The following is a 19,092-nucleotide window of genomic DNA, read 5'->3' as shown; positions in this document are numbered from 1 at the left end:
GCACTGGCGGCATCGCCAACGTTTTTCAGAGGTTCCTTAGATGTGACTTTTTCTCTTTTTAACTGATCTAGAGGCAGGGACAACGGTGTAGTTGACAGCCATCCGAGCGACATCCCATTTCTGCTCGCATTGCTCACATAGATCAAAGCTCCCACACGGCTTTGTTAAGGACTCTTTCCCACACCCTTCACATTTTTCTGGAGATCTTCGGATTAGCGCATAAACCCCTAAGAACAACAACAAAAACAAAATCATAGCGATCGTGAGCATACTGTCTCCCGGATTACTGCCTGCGTTTTCGACAACTAAGCCATCCAATTACGCTTTACTCGGTTCCGGTCCCTTACAACAAAGTGTAGAACAAAAAACAACCAGCAAATATAGCTATGACACAATTTTTTATTGAGGAAGACAGATAACAGGAAGATAGGCAGAGGGAAGAGAAAACAGGAATAAACTACTAATGAGACATGACCACCCAAAAGGGCATTTATAGGGGGCCTGCATTCAGCCCCCCTATAACAGGAAGTTACGCTTTTCCTTTTCTCCGACGAACAGCCGCCATTGACACAAGGCCTAAACCTAACAAACCAACGAGAGAAGGCTCGTCAACGAAGATATAGTAACCTTTGTCTCCGTACAGTTTTGCTTCTTTATACTGGTCCGGAGTACATTCAGGCTTGTCGCTACCAGGCTCAGGCACTGGCGAACAGTTATCATCATGGAACAACATCTCAGAGAAAACAGACGTTACCCTGATCATTCCTAAACCATCTGTACTATCCAAGTACTCTGTTAACAGATCTCTGATTTCGAAGGAATAATGATAAATACCGTTTTCTTTTAAGCTGTCCCACGGACTAGGAAACGGCAATGGAAACGGGTCGTTCAGCAGATTTTTCCACGTCCCATCCTTAGACAAGTAGTCAAAACTGAAAGCCGTTTCATAGATGAAGACGTCTTTGCCATCAGGTAAGTCGTCAATGACTATGTCGTAATCCAAAGTAACGCTGGTCGATTCCGGCCAGGGCATACCCCAATGATTCTTGATATCAACGTACGACGCCGAAGCGTTCAACGATAGTACTGAAAGTAATGTCAAAAGAGCAGATTTCATAGTATCTGTCATCCGTGTTGTGTTTTTATAAAAAGCGCACTTGGCTAAAATAACGACAGCATTAAGGCGTCCATCTCGAGCAACCGGATTTCCTTTCAACCGGCATTTTCACCAACTAACTGCAAATAAGATCGGCAAAAACAGCGCCATTCTGTCCAATTTTCAGCAATACCCGCAAATTACAACTTTGCTGTCAGGACTGCTATTTCAAACGAATACCTGTTTCCTGTCAACGAGTTAAATTGCATATAAAGTGCAATTTCAGCATGTATTTTCGGACTAGGAACTTCGGAGTATCCAATGCTAAATAAAAGCTACAGAGAGTTATGTAGATATTTCCCGAAGACATAAAGTTTTCGCTAACTATCCTCACTATCAAGCTTTCCAAGGCTTGGCTCACAGGGACTCCCATGACAACTGCAATTGAGTAAAGCAAAAATCTGGGACGCTTGTTTCTCTGAGCTAAAAAATAAGGATATTAAGTTCATCCTTTTTCGAATAAAGCGATAAACAATTACAAATACCGTCACAACTCCTTTCAGGCATTTAAGATTTTAAGCTATCTAAACTTTATATAGGATTAGCTATAAAAGCTTATAACCAGTCATTATAAAAATAACGTCCAATATAACATCCCTAAAACGTCAAATTTACACTCCCGTTAAAGGTTAAAAGCCCCTAAAACTTTCGTCCCTGACAGATTATTACTGCGAGCAGCGTGCCGTCAGCATACGTCCAGACTCCAACTCTAGCTGGCTTCGCCTGTCAGCTATCAACCATCCTATCCGACTAAAAACACTTTGATTTTATTCCATTTTTTCTCAAAATCGCCTTTAATAGCGCCCTTTTTTAAGAAGAGACGCCCGCTGTAACAATGATTGAGACTTCGAGATTAATTCTGCGCCCGGTTGAATCCACGGACTTGCCGTTCTTCAAAAGCTTTCTTTCCTGCCCTGTTTCGACCCGTTTCCTGCCTAACGAAGGACCTTACTCTACAAAGCAGATTGCAAGTTATGTCCGCAACCGGGTGGAGCATTGGCAGCGCGGATTTGGCTCTTTCATGATCATTTGTAAGTCCAGTACGGAGTATGTGGGTTATGTGGGCGTGGAAGAGAGCCCCCGTCCCGATTGTTTCGATTTACGTTACGGCGTCGCGCGCGCCCATGCGGGACAGGGTTTCGCCAAAGAGGCTGCGGTCGCCTGTATCGAGTATGCGTTGGGGCGGGAGGTGTTTAATCAGGTATACGGCGTGTCGAAAGAGGATAATCTGGCTTCAGTGGCCATACTGCAGAAAATAGGTATGACGCCGAACGACAACGAACGACTTTATGATGCGGACGGACTGTTGACCTTCGCCATCAGCGCCGCCCGCTTTTATGAGTTGTATGACTAATTTCGTTAGTTAGTCTGACTGTGGTTTGTCGGGGTGGTTCAGCGCGTAGCTATAGCAGTCTGAGGCGCTGTGATTGCCGGCCATGGAGCCGTATTGCGCGGTGAAGTCCACGGGAATCCCGACATGCTCATAGAGATCGCGGTCCAATACGCCGGGAGGCACTTCCGGCACTAAGTCCGTGGTGTTAACGATGCGATAAGTGGGTACGCCGCATTGATTGTAAGCATTCACAAACTCAGGGTCGCCTACTCGGGGGCTGGCCAGATTGTAATGCCGCACATTCAAGGAGCCGGGCTTATAAACGGAATGATTGATGACGTCAGGCGTCGCCAGTGTCGAAAGAGAAGAGCCGAGGCTATGCCCCCCAATCAAAAGGCTCTTAGGATTACTTACCTGCTGTAAGGCCTCCAAAATAGCCTGATTCATGGTGCCGTAAAGCTTCAGAAAGCCGTCATGCGCCTTGCCGTAGCCAAACACCTGTGGATAGGGATTCTGCCCGGCTTCAGCGTCGTCAATCCAGTCATCCAGCGACTCCGTGCCGCGAAACATCAGATAGACATCTCCGGCATCCGTCCAGGAGACGAAGGCAAAGGGCTCTGTAGTTTTAAAAATCCACAGTAAGGTTTCCGCGCCCCAGATAGGCTGGCTGTAGTTCATCGCCGGCCCTTTCGGGGTCCATTTGAAATGATCTTTATGAGGCTTTTTCTGATCCACCCATTGGTCGTACATGTCGTAGGCGGTATTCACCAGGGTGGCGCAAATTCTCGCGTCTTCCATATGGAAAGGCGCGGGAGGGAAATACATGGGGATGGCGCTCATTCGTATTCTCCTGTGCTCCTTGGAAACAAAAGCCGGCGCATGCAGGAGCCGGCTATTGATTGAGCATAGACCAGAATACGACGTACGCCGTGCAGACAGTCTAGGCAGCCGCTTCCTGCAAACGTCGGTTTAGCGCCGGCAGCCGCGCCAGAACGCCAATCACGACCAGGGCGAATAGTAAACGTCCCCATAAAATGGCGGACATATCCGCTCCGAGCAGCATGATTACCAGAGTGTCTTCAATCAGGCTATGGCAGAGCCCCAGAAAACCAATCGTCAGGAAAATATCCCGACGTGTAAGACGCCCTGAGCGCGCCTCTTCTATCAATAATCCTGCGCCGAAACTTAATCCCAGTGTGACGCCGATGACAGTTACGTTCGCCGCTTCGCGCCCAATTCCCAGCAGCCGAAGCACAGGAAACAACAAGGCGTGCATCCACTTTTCCACTCCCAGCCAGCGCAGCATGCGTAAAAAGGTCATCAGGAAGACAATAATAAAAAAGATGCCGCCCAACGTTTTGATCTGCGCTAGCCACCACATGTCCGCAGGTCCTTCAGCCGGACGCCATAAGAAATGCGCAGGTTGTTGTAGCAGACCAGTCGCGCTGTAGAAAAGATGCAACAAAGCGCCCAACGCCAAGCCGCCCCCCACTCGAATAGCCAAAGTTGCGCGCCAGCTGACGCCTGCGCTCTTGGCGACAGCGCCTTCAACGGGTAACCCATGCCCCACCAGCATCATGGCGCCCAATACGGATACCTGCGCCACCGTCAAAGGGTCCTGCGCCGTAATATCCACTAACAACGCCATACCGGTGTAAATATTGGTGAGCAACACCGTGGACCAGACCACGCCCATCGACTCCGGCAGCCCCACCAGCCCCATGACCGGGGACAACATCCAGGCCAACAACTGAGTTCCTCCCGCCATATCCAGCAACTTCACCGCCACCAAGGCGGGAACCGTAACTTTAATCAGGGTCCAATAGACTTTGAAAATACTTTTCGCCAGCTCGACCGATTCCCGCTTTAAACGCGAAATCCAACTGCTGCCAGATTGTGAGGCGGACATGACATTTCCCTTGAAGTGCATTAATGCCTGCTATTTTAAAAGTTAGACATTTAATTATTTCCCCTGTTTTATGTTTTTCTTTTCATATAATTTGTTTGTTTCCATAATTTTTTAATTTTATTAACCCATGTCGCTAGACCGCATTGATAAGAAAATCCTCTCGCTGTTGCAGAACGACTGTAGCCAAACCAATCTCGATCTGGCGGAAAGCGTTGGCCTGTCGCCTCCCGCCTGTCTCAAGCGCGTGAAGAAGCTACGAGAGGAAGGCTATATTCAGAAGCAGGTGGCGATTCTCGACCCGGACGCCTTCGGCGCCTGCCTGCATATGGTGGTGGAAGTGGTGATGGAGCGAGATCGTCTGGATCTATATCAGCAGTTCCTTAAGCGAGCGACCGCCGCCAAGGAAGTTAAGCAGTGTTATCAAGTCACCGGAGAGGTGGACTTCGTGTTAGTTGTCACGGTCCCCAATATGACCGCCTACGATAAGTTCTGTAATGAGGTGCTCTATGCTGAGCCCAACATGCGCAAATTCCGCACATTGATTTCCATGCAGCGGCATAAGTTCGACACCACCTTGAACCTGGACGCCATTCCGTCCTGAAGGCGTTTGGGTTGCTAGCAAAGACCGCAGCGGCGGCTGCGGTCTGTTTAGGTTTAAGAACCAGGCGATGATTTACTGCGGCGCGCCAAAGACGGAGGTCCAGTAGTGCGGATAGTTAGCCGTTGAGGTGCTGATTTTTTCAGCCCCAAGTTCTGTATAACTGCTTCTCATGATGTTGGCGCAATGTCCCGGGCTTTTCAGCCATCCGTCCATGACCTGCTCGACGGAGGAATACCCAGCTGCAATATTCTCACCCACTGTGCGGTATTGATAACCTTGCGCTATCACTCTGTCGCTAACGCTGGAGCCGTCAGATCCGGTATGGCTGAAGAAGTTATTGTCCACCATGTCTTTTGTGTGCTTCGTGGCGGCCTTGCCCAGTTTGCAGTTCCAAGTCAAAGCTGGCGCTGCGTCATAATAAACGCCGCCGCAACTGCGTCCCTGACTGCGCGCTTTATTGTGAGCGGTCAATAACTCCTTCTGCACATCGGAAGGGCCTTCCCCGCCATCGGCGCACTTCGGATCAGGGTCGGGGTCGCCGCCGCTGTCCGGCACGTATGTGGCTTTCAGAGAAAGGCCTGAATATTGGTCATAGCCGTGCAACATGATGTGGTAAGTACCCTGTTCCGGCGGCTTGAAGGTGCAAGTCTCTTTATTGCCCCATTCATAAGGCCGGCAGTCGAAATCGGACTTATCGGGCTCGCGCTTGAAAGCGACATACAGGTCAGCGTCGCCTTGGCCGCCCCATATTTCCACAACCAGACTAAGTGATTTTTCTCCAACATCAATGGAGTAGCTCACTTCGCTATCTCTAGCGCCGGACAGATTTTCAAGCGCTTCGCCATTTTTAAGGACATCAGCAAGAACAACCGGCGTAGAGCCGAGAAGGAGGATGAGAATCGTAGCGGTGAATACCAAATACAGTCTGTTTTTCATATGCAAATTCCTTTTTTGCTTATTACGCTCATGCGAGCGGCTGCAGCAGCCGCAAACACAAGTTTAGCTCAAAAAACAAACAGATTTAACGCAGGGTCAATGGGAGAAACTAAGCGGGAAGCTTACCGCGCGCCGCGACCGCTAAGACTTCCATGGCTGACAGAAGAGTCAGCTGGCCGCTCTTCCAGAGCGTATCGATGTAGAGCTGATTGCCAGCCAGAAGTATGCCTGTATGAGAATTATGGCCGGATACGACCGCATCGATATTTTTGATGGGCTCCGCCAATGAGGGGTTGGTCAGCGCTGACGCAAAACGCGTCCGGCTCCATACGCATTCGTCGATGTCGCCCTTTTGCGCCGATTCCATGCGCGTCCAGTCGCTATTGATTACATCGTTATGAGTAACGCCGATCAGCCTGTCGCCTTTACCGGGAACTTCTATCGCCAGCGGACAGGACTGTTGCAGCAAGTGCGCCCATGCCGTCAGTTGATCGGTATCGTGATTATCCAGCCATTCGCCGCCATTGCCGCGCTGCAGGCTGAGGTCATATCTATCTTCATACACGAAGGCGCCGATCATCATCCATTCATGATTGCCCAGACAGGCGTGAAACCAGGGCTCATGCAACAACTCGATACAACGTTCGTTCTCTTCGCCGCGGTCGATCAGATCGCCGACGCTGATCAGCCGATCTTTGTCGAATTTGAAATCTATCGCCTCCAGGGCTTTCATCAGTTCACTGTAGTGACCGTGAATATCTCCCACAAAAAAATCTATACCGGCAGTATTTGGGGGAAGACGTTTAAAAAGTTCCATGCACATCCTTAAGCTGACAACCAGTCCTTATTTTAGGCTTCTGCAGTCAGGGTTTCTAACATTTATGCGATTTTTGGCGATTTAACGGATGATGACGGCGCTAACGCCGTCATACCTTGAAGCTGGCGATGGCGGTTTCCAGCGTATCCGCCAAGGCTTTTAGTTCGCTCAGATTGTCGGCGGTCTTCTCGACGCTGCCATGATTCTGCTCGGCCAGTTGCGCGATTTCATCGACATTTTCGCTGAGCAGTTCGTTGGCCTGAGCCTGTTGTTCGAGAGCTGTGGATATTTCCGTCACAGAGCGGTTGACGCTTTCCGACAAGTCGCTGATGGCGGCGATCGTGTCCACCGTCAAGGTCACTCGCCCGGCGCTGCGGGAGGCTTCCTCCACACCGGAATCCATACGCTTGACGACGGCCAGAGTATCATCTTTGATGCGCTGGATCATATCGGTAATCTCCACTGTCGAGGACGCGGTGCGCGCAGCCAGATTACGCACTTCGTCCGCCACCACGGCGAATCCGCGCCCCTGCTCTCCCGCCCGGGCGGCTTCGATAGCGGCGTTCAACGCCAGCAAATTGGTCTGCTCGGCGATGCCCTTGATGACATTGACGATGGAGTAAATCTGTTCCGACTGCTGCCCCAGACTCTGTACGGATTTGGCCGAGTCCCCCACAAAATCACAGAGCCGACGAATGTCCTCGGACACTTGTTCAACGATATCCTTGCCTTCGCTGGAGCGCTGATTGGACTCCAGTGACAGCGATCTCGCCTCACCCGCGCTGGCCACCATTTCATGCAGGCTCGCGGCGACTTCCTGCACCGCTGAACTCATGGTCGCAGTGGCATGGCTCTGGCGGCTGGAGCTGGTGACGATCGCTTCCGTGGTCTGGGTGATTTCCGCGGAGAACGACAAGATCTTACTCGCGCTGTCGCTGACTTTTACGATCAGATCATGCAGCGCTGTCTGCATATTACGGATGCCTGCGAGCAAACTTGTCGTATCGCCATCGCTGATTTTCACTTGCCGGGTCAAATCACCAGCTGCGATAGCACGCACGATATCCGCGGCGTATTCAGGTTCGCCGCCTAATTGATTCAATATCCGACGCACCGTCATGACGCTGAATGCAATCGCCAGCAGTTCAAAGACGATCACTCCCGCCAACAGCCCGAGCTTATGAGACGAGAAACCGTCAATGCGCCGTTGCAACATGCTTTTCAGCGCCGGCGAGGCTTGCTGATAGAGCGCCATATTGCCTTCCACAGCACGCTGAGCGGCGGATTTGAAACCATTCACGTCAACATTCAGGCTGCGGCCAGTAATGTTTTTTTCCACAAAGGCAAGAAAACCGCCAATGGCCTGGGTGTAACTATCCACCGCTTTTGCAACGGACTGAGGCATGTCTCCCACGGCGTTGTTTTCATAGGCCACCTTGCTGTCGTAATTCACCCCGTCCAGATCTGATTGCAACAGACCGGATAAAACCACCATACGGGTTTTGTCATCGGCGCTCATTGAACCGCTGTTCATCAGCCCGGTTCCGAATTCTCGCATCTGCGCCAATAAATCCAGACTGTTGGGCAGTTTCAGCAGCAACGCATCCATCACGTAATAAGTATCCAGATCCGGGTCGAGAATCAGGTTGGAAGTATCTCCCGCTTTGGCGATCAGCTCCCGCGTGGCGGCGATCAGCGCGTCCGCTTCCGTAACGCCAGGCTTAGCCCGCGACTGCCCCCAGGCCTTTTGCAGGTTCGCATACTGTTCCGCCGTTTTGAGCGCGACGCCGGAGCGTTGCTGCTCTTTTTCCAGGGCGGACATGGCTTTCTCAAGCCGCGAAACGATCTGCGTTACGCTGCTGTTGGCGGCGACGGCGACCTTATATTCGCCCGCTTGATCCAACAGGTTTTGTAAAGGGTTGAGATATTCAACGCCAAGGATTTCCTGCGCGCCGAAATTGATGCGGATGTCCATTTCATCGGACAGAAGATAGGTTACCCAAATCAAGGGAAGCAGCAGCGCAACGCCAGTTGCGGCCAGCTTCGTACGGAGCTTCATGTTGGCGAACATAAGCGTCTCCCGACATAGAGGTCTGGCGCTGTTAGGTTTGGTTAAAGACCATTCACACCTCCATGGCTTGATAGTCACTTATATTTAAATTTTAGCAGTTAGATGCAAAAAGCCCGTTTTCCATGAAGAAAACGGGCTAAAAATATGCAAAAGAAAGTAAATTTGCCTGCGTCTGTGCGGCGGCTAGCCGACGAAGACAGGCCCTGACATGCGCGGGCCCTGTCGTTGCGGACAAATAGAAGGAAGCTAATTTTCCGCCTGATTATTAGTAGCCTTGCACCGACTTTTGCGTCATCCAGGGCCAGGCTTCATATTTACGATAACGCGCCAGCGCCTTGCGTTCCTGCTCGCTGCTATTGAGGTTTTTGTTGACCTTGTAAGCAATCCACTCGCAATAGCCATCGGTATATTCAATCGTCGAATAACCATGGTCTTTGCTGTTGAACATGCGGATATGCGGGTTGGTCAGACGCACCGCGCCCTCGCTGGTCGCATTCAGCAGAAAATCTCTGACCTCGTCGTCCGGGGCCTGCGCCAGCAGCACGTCAAACAGCCCCGCGGAGGTCAGCGAAGGCGTCATGAATTCAACGCCAACCTGATTGGAGAAGTTAAACGGATTCAGATCCGCGTAGTTCTTCTTTACTTGAGAAGCCATATAGGTGTGCAAATCCCCGGTCACCACCACAAGATTTTCGATTGAGTTGGATTGCACCTCGTTCATCAGCCATATCCGCTCGGCGTCATACCCATCCCAGGCGTCGACATTGAATGGCAGCCTGGCTTTTTCCCCCAGGTCGATGCCCAAACGCCCCATGTAGGTTTGGTTGCCCAGCATATTCCAGCGCGCCGTCGACGCCGCCATGGTGTTGATCAGCCATTCCCGCTGGGTTTCACCCATCATGCTCTGCTCGGGATTATTGAGATTGCCGCAGCCGAAAGGAACGTAACGGCCCAGAAACGCTTCTTCGCCGCATGGATGAGGCGTTCGGTAGGTGCGCGTGTCCAGCATATTCAGATTCACCAGATCGCCAAACCGGAACTGCCGATAGATACGCGAATACAAATGGGGATGGGTGCGCCCCTCGTCAACGTCGATGCGCGCAGGAATATATTCCGCCCAGGCCCGTTGTGAATCGAGTTTGAGCTGGCGCTTCAAATCCGCGTCGTTATTGAATTGCGGGTCCGTGCTGTATGGGTGGTCCGGACATCCCAGCGTGTCCTGTTCATAGTCCCAATAGCAATCGTTACAGGTCTCGTGATCGTCTGTAGTGATGATCCAGGTATGATTCTCCATCGCCTTTTGTAGAAAAGGATCACTGCGATAGGTGCGGTGTAAAAAGCGATAATCCTCCAGGTTCATCGCCACGGGGAAGCCGCTGGGCAGCTCTATTCTGCGATCCTCGAAAGGCAGATCCTGATAGCGGGGGTCGCCAACGCTCTCGTAAATGAAATCCCCTAGGTGAGCCACGTAATCGATGCTGTTGTCGTCCGCGACGTAGTTCAATGCGCCGTAGTAGCCGTTGGTGTAATCCTGGCAGGTCAGCAACGCGAATTTGACGCTGTCCACGGACTGCCCGACGGCCGCAGCCGTGCGACAGCGCCCCATACGACTGAATACGCCCCGGTACTGAAAGCGGTAGTAATAATAGCTGTCCGCATTCAGTTGGCCATCCAGGTCCAGCCTAACGGTATGATCCCGGTCCGAGCCGAACTGCTCGCCTCGCACTTTGCCTTCCAACGCCAGCAGAGTGAATCCAGGGTCAACCGCCACCTGGAATGTCAGGCTTTCGTTGGGGTCATATTGCTCAGAGCGGATGTGAGTCCACAGCATGACGCCGCTGGCGGTGGGATCGCCGGAGGCGACGGACAGATCAAATACGGCGGAGGGGTCAGTTCGGTTGAGCGGTAGTGGAGCTTTATCCGGATAAGCGGCGCGGCTCAGGCCTGCGAGCGCTTTATCCGCACTGAAAGTAAGCAAGAACGGCGTGGCGGTCCCTGCCGCCATGAGTGACAGAAATTGTCGTCTATTATAGTCAGGCACTCTGGGTTCCTCTTCTTCGGTTTTTGTTTAGTGGTGAAGCCGCCAAAGCGAGACAATGCTAATGAAACACTGTTAAAGCTTCGTGAAGACTTCGTTACCCGAAGAAGAGGATAGTTGGCTCCTAAGCGGCCGCCTGACAGTTAGCAATTAATGGCTGGGAGTGATCTGGCGCACGCCGCCCCGTTCGTCAAAGGTTAGCGTGAGTTCACCGTCGGCCCGGGAGCCATAGCAGAAAGAACCTTCCTCACGCAGTTTGAAGCCCTCCTGACGCAGATACTCCAGGACAGGGGTTTTCTGGCGCGTGGAGAGCCGCCGCAACGCCGTTTGCAGCACCCGGCAGATAGCATGCAATCCTAATTTGGGCAGATCGTCAGAGTGCTCCACCAGGACACAGCCATGCAGCGTTTCCGTGAACTCCCAGACGTCGAAGACATAATCATGATTCAATACCCCCGCCGCAATGGATGACACCACCACAGGCTCCACGGGTTCGCAGACGCCTTTGATAACGCCCCAGCTTTCAATTTTGGCGGCTTCCGCCCAGGCCACCAATTGCAGGCTGGCCTGTATCACCGTTTCCGGCAGCGGATTAGGGCTCGCCCAGGCCCAGCAAAACGAGCGACTGCCTGTCGCATAGGTGCCGATAAGCTGAATGCGCCGCCGCGTATCGCCATAGCGAGCGACGCCTTCGTAGAGGTTGTACTCCACCGGCGATTCACAGGGGTAAGCCGTTTGCAGCCGCTGGTAACGGCTTATCTGAGGCAGCAGGTATAATTCCTTCAGCGAGTCCAAAGTGACCTTCGCTGTCGCGTCCATTCTGAAATAATCCATTTTTTCCATTTTATTTATCCTGACTTTTATAGCTCATACGCTTTTCCCTGGCGTTGAGATCAAACGGTCCACATGTTCCAGCCACTCTTCAATGTCATCGTCTTGCGCAGGCGCAGACGTGCTGGTTGACTTGAGGTTGGCGAGGATCATGGTTCTAAATAAACGGCTGGGAAGATAATGCTCCTGCTGACGCGCTTGCGCCTGGGCAGGCTCAAAAGCATCGGCGTCAGAGGACTTGTCCGTCGAGTCAGACGGAGGGATATCGCGTGAATAACACGAAGACAACGGATGAGATATATCGGACGCCATAACGCCCGGCGCATAGACGCGTCGTTTACCATTCATTTTTAGCAACTTTCCTTGTAAAAACAATTCCAAATATGGAATTTAGCCCCTTGCGCCAACATTTGGCGCCAGTTTGCTAGGGTATGCCAAGTGGATGGATTTAGCCAGTCCTGACACCCTTACAAGCCCTTAACATAGTGTGAATCAGAATCCCGTTTTTTAAAGTTTCGCTTATCGCCAATACAATGCCACGACGGACCGGAAGTATCCGCATGGTGGATTGAACAGTGGCACAGGGATCTGAATGGAAAGAACCTGACAGCCGCAGTGGAGGATATGCGTACGACGCAAGGCGTGCTGCAAGGCGAGTATTTTGTGCTTCTACGCTGACGCCAAGAAAAGCCCGACTCTGAGGCCGGGCTTGAACTCATCTATTACTGACTAAAGTTGAAGGAAATGCCGGTTATTACGAACTCACTGCACTTGTTGCTATTTTCAGGCCGAATGATTAGCACCCTGCCCCCTTCACGCAAATCGGTAACAGCGTTATAAGCAGCTTCATACAAGGCATCGCCCTTGTACACATTACATGTAAAGTTTCTACCGTTTTTTGGATCATGCCCGGAAAAATTGATGCCAGTCCCTGAGCGATTAGCGGAAATTTGGCCACCGCCACTGTTCCCCCCCGTATATTGATCCCCGATTTGAGCGCTCAACATGATATGGTTATTGAACCAGTCAGCCACCTCCACGTTTCCGTTAGGTTGCGCCATCGCTGTCGTTGCGACTGAGCATACCGCCGCCATCATTAATGCTTTGCCTAGATTTTTCATACAGATATTCCTTTATGATTGCTTACAAGATTGGGGGCGCCTGCATCGTCAGCGCGCCCTGGTTGATCGCCGTGGATATTTCATCCACCAGCGCTTCGTACTGAGCCGGAGTCAGGGCCCGTTTCAGTTCGAACATCCTTCGGTTGTCTTCCTGCCCCCAGGCGCCCGCCGATACGGCGCCTTCCACCACAGACAACCCTTGTTGAAAGTTTTCGTCATAAGTGAGCGCGGGACGCTCTTCCTGAGCAGTAGAACCTTTATCGGACTGGCTCTGAGTAACCGTCGCAGCGGGAGCGCTATGTTCCCTGTGTTGAGACAACAGCCGCTCCAGTTTGGCGATCTGCAGCTCCAACGCCTGTACGTCACTGGCGAACTGTGGAGAAGGTTCTATCACTGCGGCTGGCGCCGCCTCGTAAGCCATCGCCGGTGCTGGTTGCGTCTTGGCTTCCTGAGTTCGCGTCCAGAGCAACCCGGTTTGCAGACACTCCAGGACCAAAACGCCTCCGAGCAATATCCAAGTCCGTTTCATTGTCGAAATTCCTCCCGTGTTTTCCGCGCCATGCTTGCCCCCCGGGCGTTAAAGCCGCGCTGGGACCCGTGTCTTCATAGGTTCAGAATATCCATGTGGGAGAAGCAGGGATTGTATAAATCCGGCGCCATTGACCAAGACGTCAGAACAGGTCAAAACAACAAAAAGCGATGGATTAGAGAGGAGTTAACAAGAAGGAAAACAGGGTATTCAAAAGGAGAATTGAGACTTCAAAACAGCCAGAAAAGCCGCCGACATATCGGGCCGCGCTTAGCTGTTTTATCGTTTAGAGAGGTCCGCAGAATCTGGAACTCAGGCGGCTAAGAACCAGACTTTGACACGAGAGCCGGATTCATCCGTGGTCAATTCATACCGCCACCCCATGTGCTCGCATACCAGGGTGACGATAAACAGTCCCAAACCGCTGGAGCTGGGCGCCTCCTGTGAGAAGCCATTTATGTTGCCGGCGCCTTCATCACGAATTTCCAGATGCTTCACATACTCCGTCACATAGACTTGGCCCTGAGTATGGTTCAGCGCATTAATGATGAGATTATTGATGAGAATTTTCGCCAGGACGGGATCGCCCAGCGCAACCGGTTGCTGCGCCGACAGGGAAAGCTCCAGCCTGCCTTCGTTTTCGGTCGCGGACAGACCATGCTCCTGCGCCAGCTCTTTCAGAATATCGCCCACCGGAAAGCTGACCGGCACGTAAGGTTCTTTTGTACGTCGCACCAGCTTAAGAAGCGCCTGCACATTGGCGGACATTTCCTGAGCAGAGGCGCTGATGCGCCCCAGGGTTTTCTTGTCTTCCGCAGACAGTTTATTCCGATGCTCAATGACTTCCACCGCGCCCAGAATCACTGCGATAGGCGTACGTAATTCATGGCTGGCGAGACTGACCAGCGAGCGTTCACGCTTGACCAGTTCATCTATCTGATCCAGGAATTTATTGATCGCCTGGGAAATTTGGGTCAGTTCCGAGTCGGGATAATCAAGAGGTAAACGGAAGCCTCCCGTCGGCGCGGCGGCGTCAATGTCGCCAGTGAGCCCCTGCAACGGACGGGAAATTTTACGGCTGGCCAGACGCGCGGTAAAAAAGCTCAGCGCGCAAACCAGTAGCGCCAGCCCCAGAATAACGATGGTGGACTGCGTCTCGCGCTGCTCAAACAGCGCCAGATCTTTGGCCAGGTAATACACGCCTCCCGGCACCTGGTTGACGAGGATTTCATAATCCTTGCCATCGACATCCACTTCACCGTTGTACGGCGCCGTCAGTCCACGGAAAACCGCGGGAAGTTTTTCTTCAGGCGGCGCCTCGCCCGGCCAATAGAACATGGTCAGCGTGGCGGTTTGATTGAACTGGGGTTTATCAGGATCATAGCGGCTCTGGAAGTGCTCCAGCTCCGCCTGCTGGTCCATCTCCAAAACGGTCGCCTCCAGCGCCTCCAGCCCTCCCCAGGCGACAGCAATCACCAGCAACAGGCTCAGCACGTTGCTCCAGAAAAATATGGTGAAAACGCGTCGGGAGATGGAGGTCGCCATGCTAAGCCAGTTCCGGCTCCAGGCGATATCCGCGGCCATGCAGAGTGCGAATCATCGAACGGTTTAACGTTGTCTTCAGCGTTTTGCGTAATACATAAACATGCGTACGAATGGTGTGCGGATCGCCGTCGGCGTTCCCCCACAGTCGCTGACTGAGTGTTTCATAGGCGACAAAGTTGGGATATGCCTGTATCAGCGCCTCAAAGATGGTGGCGCTGTATCCGCTCAAAGCCAGACGCTCGCCCTGCCCCGTCATGACCGTCAACGATCCTGGCGAATAGCGGATGTCTCCGGCGCTCAGATCGTCGTCGGCCAATTGGCGGCGACGACACAGGGCCTGAATTCTAAGCTCCAGTTCGCGCATGTTGAAGGGTTTCACCAGATAGTCATCAGCGCCGCTGTTGAACCCTTCAGTTTTATCTTCAATGGAGTCTCTGGCGGTGACCAGAATAATCGGGGTTTTCTTGCCCAGGTCCGTTCTGATGCGCCGACATAAAGTGAATCCGTTGACCCCGGGCAGCATGACATCCAGCACAATAACATCGTAGTGCTGCGTCGCCAGCAGATGCAGGGCCGTCAGACCGTCGGCGGCGAAATCCAGGCTGTAGCGCTCTTCTCCCAAAAACTCGAACAGGTTCTCCGCCAGACTGCGATGGTCCTCAACGATGAGCACCCGAAGTTTGTCGGTAATCGTACGATCCGCCATTTTCCAATCACTCAACACGTATAATTCGCCTTCGATTTCCCTACAGATCCGCTTAATTACCGCTTATCGCAGCCCACGCTACCCCGCGCAGGCCCTCAGAATACTCTCAACCTGGAGACGCCGCCATAGCGCCCGCCTCTTCCCGTGGATCTCCCGAAGGAGACGCCACTTCCAGACCGGTTCCGGTACAGGGTCTGAAGAGATCCTGCTTCGGCTCGTAAACCTGCGTCCGCACGCCCATTAACCCAAGCATAGAGTCAAACAAATTATCCTGGGTAAAATTTTGGGAGGCTTCCGCCTGCAGGCACTCTGAGCTGATATTAAAGCGCTTCTCAAAACGCTCAGACATCCACACCATGAAAGGCACATGGGTTTGTTCGTCCGGTGCGATCATATAAGGAAGCCCGTGCAGATAAATATTGTTTTCCCCCAGGGATTCGCCATGGTCGGAAACATAAACCATAGAGGCGTCCGCAGCGCCATCTACAGATTTGAGCAATCCGATTACCTGCGACAGGAAATAATCCGTGTATAAAATCGTATTGTCGTAGGCGTTAGTAATCTCTTCTTGCGAGCACTTCTGCAGCTGCACGTAGTGACAGGTCGGTTGATACTGCTGAAACGACTTGGGCGCGCGCAGATAATAAGCGGGTCCATGGCTGCCCTTCTGATGCAGCACGATCAGCATATCGCCTTTGGCGGATTCAATTTTCTGCCGTAACCGGTCCAGCAGCACCATGTCGTAGCATTCATCCAGACGACAAACGCCCGCCAGTTGTTCCGAGTTCAGATTTTCAAACGCCACGCGATCGCAAACCCCTTTACAGCCGGAGTTATTGTCTCGCCACAGCACTTCCACGCCAGCATGCTTGAACACATCCAGCAGATTTTCCGTGTAACGCTCCATACTGCCGTCAAAGTCCGAGCGCCCTGCGCGAGAAAACATACAGGGCACGGATACGGCCGTCGCCGTACCGCAGGAATGAAAATTATCGAAACTCACCACTTTCTCTTTGCTCAAGTTGGGGTTCGTCTCGCGTCCGTAGCCATTCAATGAAAAATTCTGGGAGCGAGCGGTCTCTCCGACCACCAGAACCGTCACTAGCTTGCGTTGGGGGTCGCTGGACACTTTTCTCAATTCAACACGTGCGGCGTCTTCTCCCAACGTAGTGAAGGCGACCTCCGTTTTCGGAGTCAGCTTGCGAATATAAGAAGACGTTGAGTAGATATAGTTAACCGGCACGATCAAGTCGCGGATATAGCGATTGTTGCGGAATAAGGAGGCGTAGCTTTGATAGAAAGCGGCGGCGATTGCGCCAATCACCACAACGGCGAGCACCGCCGCCAGCAGCTTATTCATCAACTCTCCCGGCAACCGCTTGTAGTGAATGGGAATCCACGCCACCAGCACCGCGGGAACCACGCCCAAAGCAATAACGTAGACAAATAACCATGGGTCCATCAGCTCCATAGACTCCCGGTAATCCGTCTCCATCATATTTTGAATCATGGTCTTGTCGATCATGACGCCATAGGCGTTCATGAAGTAAGCGGCGAGTGACGCCGTCACCAGAATGAACATCAACGTTGGCTTGAACAGGTACTTGAAGGCGAACAGGGACAAGAAAAGATTAAAAATGACCAGCAGGAATAAAACTACACTGACCATAAACATCAAGCCGCCGGAGCCTTCATCGCCCCGCAGCTGAAAGACCGTGGTGAAAAACTTGGTATTGAAGGCGCAAAGCAGATACACGGACACCGCCAACGACATGAGCCATGTCGAAATGCCCGCTCCCAACAGTTTGTTAAGTTTGGCCCGAATCAACTCCCCCTCCTGCAAATAACGCACGCTCATCAGAGCTATCTGCAGAGTTTAAAAAACCACGAGCCAAGCAAATCTCAAGAAAACATCAAGGAAATATCAAAGCGAATAAAGGACGCCTGACGAGGGGAGTGAGATAGAGAAGACAGTTGAGACAGAGGAAAAAGCGAAGAATGCGGACTGCGGGAGACTATAACGAGACGGCCGCATGAACATAACGCCCATGCGGCGAGAGACTTAAATCAGAATGCCAATCCAGGTGAACATAGCCAGACTCAAGGCCACCAGCACCGCTGCGGAGCCCATGTCTTTGGCGCGTCCGCTTAACTCATGACGCTCGGCGCCAATGCGGTCGACCACAGCTTCAATGGCGGAGTTGATCAACTCCACAATCAGCACCAGCAAGACGCTGCCGATCATCAGTATTTTCTCCACCATGGTGACGGACAAAAACAGCGCCAGAGGAACCAGAATCAAAGCGGCGACCATTTCCTGACGGATAGCGGACTCATTTCTCCATGCGGCGCGCAGTCCATTTATCGAGTAGCCTGTCGCCAGAATAATGCGTTTTATGCCCGTGGCGCCTTTAGGCTGAATTGAAGAAGAAGAAAGATTTTCGGACGAATCGGTCATGGGACTGACGGCTCCTGACTGCTTAATACTCACGACTGTAATGCGATGACAGTATAGTCACAAAGCCACCCGGGGAGTAGCGCAGACGTTACTTTGTCATGGGCCGGCCGGCGACGGCGTCCCGCAAAGTCTGCATGCCTCCCCGCAAAGGGATGTCCCGATAACGGATCATCAAGGTAGGCGTATGGGCGATATGCTCCGGCAATTCAGAGACCGCCAGCTCCTTCGCATAGGGCGATTGCTCCACCACCCTTCGCGGCATCAGCGTGCAGCCCAACCCCACCGCCACACAGCCCAGTATGCCTTCCAGCGTCCCCAGCTCCATAACGGATGCAATCTGATGACCACACTCCCGCTGCCAGGCCAGCGCGCGAGCGCGATAGACGCAGCCTTCGCGAAACAAAATCAGAGGCTCCTGTAGATCGCCCTCGCCTTTCGCCGTCACCAAAACCAGTTCCTCCGCCAGCACAGGCTCCGCGATCAGCATGGGGTGATCCAAAGGGCCGCCAATAAAGGCGCAGTCCAACTTATGGCTCAGCACGCGCTCAATGAGATCCGCGGAGGTGGCCGTCTGCACCTGCAAATCCAGCCCAGGATGTCGGGAGCGCACTTTTTTCAACGCGGAGGGAAGTCTGACAGCAGCGAAAGTCTCCATGGTCCCGATGCGCAGCTCGCCGGTGGCTTCACCCGCGGAGCGCACGGCAGCGGCGGTCTGTTGCGCCATTTGCAGTATCTCCTGCGCGTGTTTTTGCAGCACCCGTCCTGCAGGCGCCAGCTCCAGTCCGCGCCCTTTGCGAAAGAACAGCTGCACCTCCAGTTCCTGCTCCAGACGGCGAATGCGGGTCGTGACATTGGATTGCACCGTGTTGAGCCGACTCGCTGCGGCGAGGATGCCGCCTTCCTCCACTACGGCGAGAAAGGTGCGCAACGCGACTAACTCCATAACTATTCTCCATTAGAGAATATTTTCTTCTCTATTATTCGATTGTATTGATAGGTCGTATTATTTATCTTCTCTCCCAGAGATACAACGGGAAGTGA

At 52.5% G+C, this 19,092-nt stretch carries 18 protein-coding genes; 2 read left to right on the top strand and 16 right to left on the bottom strand.

Annotated elements, in window-relative coordinates:
• Positions 1-529: 529 nt before the first annotated feature.
• Positions 530-1,117: a hypothetical protein gene (locus tag ONV78_RS12895; protein WP_279503579.1), complete on the bottom strand. Its 588-nt coding sequence runs from the start codon at positions 1,115-1,117 to the stop codon at positions 530-532.
• Positions 1,118-1,991: 874 nt separating this feature from the next.
• On the opposite strand from ONV78_RS12895, the gene ONV78_RS12890 reads away from it, so the two are divergent.
• Entirely contained in the window at positions 1,992-2,510 is a 519-nt protein-coding gene (locus tag ONV78_RS12890) for a GNAT family N-acetyltransferase (protein ID WP_279503577.1), read from the top strand.
• Between the two features lie 9 nt (positions 2,511-2,519).
• Here the strand turns inward: ONV78_RS12890 and ONV78_RS12885 are convergent, their stop codons facing one another.
• On the bottom strand, positions 2,520-3,329 hold the full coding sequence (locus ONV78_RS12885) for a lipase family protein (protein ID WP_279503576.1): 810 nt from the start codon (positions 3,327-3,329) through the stop codon (positions 2,520-2,522).
• A 100-nt stretch (positions 3,330-3,429) separates the two neighbouring features.
• Positions 3,430-4,398, bottom strand: coding sequence for a hypothetical protein (locus ONV78_RS12880; RefSeq protein ID WP_279503573.1), 969 nt, complete (start codon positions 4,396-4,398; stop codon positions 3,430-3,432).
• Between the two features lie 127 nt (positions 4,399-4,525).
• Between ONV78_RS12880 and ONV78_RS12875 the strand changes: the two genes are divergently transcribed.
• Complete coding sequence (locus tag ONV78_RS12875; RefSeq protein WP_279503571.1) at positions 4,526-4,999, top strand: Lrp/AsnC family transcriptional regulator; 474 nt, start codon at positions 4,526-4,528, stop codon at positions 4,997-4,999.
• Between the two features lie 72 nt (positions 5,000-5,071).
• Here ONV78_RS12875 and ONV78_RS12870 read toward each other — a convergent pair whose 3' ends face one another.
• The 13 genes from ONV78_RS12870 to ONV78_RS12810 form a co-directional block, all read right to left on the bottom strand.
• On the bottom strand, positions 5,072-5,935 hold the full coding sequence (locus ONV78_RS12870) for a CAP domain-containing protein (RefSeq protein WP_279503569.1): 864 nt from the start codon (positions 5,933-5,935) through the stop codon (positions 5,072-5,074).
• A gap of 109 nt (positions 5,936-6,044) precedes the next feature.
• Positions 6,045-6,752 (bottom strand): metallophosphoesterase, encoded by a 708-nt coding sequence (locus ONV78_RS12865; protein WP_256446012.1) that lies wholly within the window; start codon positions 6,750-6,752, stop codon positions 6,045-6,047.
• A gap of 109 nt (positions 6,753-6,861) precedes the next feature.
• Positions 6,862-8,823: a methyl-accepting chemotaxis protein gene (locus ONV78_RS12860; protein WP_279503565.1), complete on the bottom strand. Its 1,962-nt coding sequence runs from the start codon at positions 8,821-8,823 to the stop codon at positions 6,862-6,864.
• A 265-nt stretch (positions 8,824-9,088) separates the two neighbouring features.
• Positions 9,089-10,864, bottom strand: a complete 1,776-nt coding sequence (locus tag ONV78_RS12855; protein WP_279503562.1) for an alkaline phosphatase D family protein — start codon at positions 10,862-10,864, stop codon at positions 9,089-9,091.
• Between the two features lie 147 nt (positions 10,865-11,011).
• Positions 11,012-11,704, bottom strand: coding sequence for a DUF6882 domain-containing protein (locus ONV78_RS12850; RefSeq protein WP_216737196.1), 693 nt, complete (start codon positions 11,702-11,704; stop codon positions 11,012-11,014).
• Between the two features lie 24 nt (positions 11,705-11,728).
• Entirely contained in the window at positions 11,729-12,040 is a 312-nt protein-coding gene (locus ONV78_RS12845; RefSeq protein ID WP_279503559.1) for a hypothetical protein, read from the bottom strand.
• Between the two features lie 374 nt (positions 12,041-12,414).
• Positions 12,415-12,813 carry a hypothetical protein gene (locus ONV78_RS12840; protein WP_279503557.1) on the bottom strand — a complete coding sequence of 133 codons (399 nt, stop codon included), beginning with the start codon at positions 12,811-12,813 and terminating at the stop codon, positions 12,415-12,417.
• A gap of 22 nt (positions 12,814-12,835) precedes the next feature.
• Positions 12,836-13,342: a hypothetical protein gene (locus tag ONV78_RS12835; protein ID WP_279503555.1), complete on the bottom strand. Its 507-nt coding sequence runs from the start codon at positions 13,340-13,342 to the stop codon at positions 12,836-12,838.
• Positions 13,343-13,654: 312 nt separating this feature from the next.
• On the bottom strand, positions 13,655-14,887 hold the full coding sequence (locus ONV78_RS12830; protein WP_279503553.1) for a HAMP domain-containing sensor histidine kinase: 1,233 nt from the start codon (positions 14,885-14,887) through the stop codon (positions 13,655-13,657).
• 1 nt (position 14,888) lies between these two features.
• Complete coding sequence (locus ONV78_RS12825; protein WP_206618045.1) at positions 14,889-15,611, bottom strand: response regulator transcription factor; 723 nt, start codon at positions 15,609-15,611, stop codon at positions 14,889-14,891.
• Between the two features lie 88 nt (positions 15,612-15,699).
• Positions 15,700-17,451: a phosphoethanolamine--lipid A transferase gene (locus ONV78_RS12820; RefSeq protein ID WP_279503547.1), complete on the bottom strand. Its 1,752-nt coding sequence runs from the start codon at positions 17,449-17,451 to the stop codon at positions 15,700-15,702.
• A 204-nt stretch (positions 17,452-17,655) separates the two neighbouring features.
• Positions 17,656-18,051, bottom strand: coding sequence for a diacylglycerol kinase (locus ONV78_RS12815; protein ID WP_279503545.1), 396 nt, complete (start codon positions 18,049-18,051; stop codon positions 17,656-17,658).
• Between the two features lie 88 nt (positions 18,052-18,139).
• Positions 18,140-18,994 carry a LysR family transcriptional regulator gene (locus ONV78_RS12810; RefSeq protein WP_279503543.1) on the bottom strand — a complete coding sequence of 285 codons (855 nt, stop codon included), beginning with the start codon at positions 18,992-18,994 and terminating at the stop codon, positions 18,140-18,142.
• Between the last annotated feature and the right edge of the window lie 98 nt (positions 18,995-19,092).

Origin of the sequence: Hahella sp. CR1, assembly GCF_029813005.1 — a bacterium.
Lineage (GTDB): Bacteria > Pseudomonadota > Gammaproteobacteria > Pseudomonadales > Oleiphilaceae > Hahella.
This window is presented reverse-complemented; position numbering and strand designations above follow the sequence as displayed.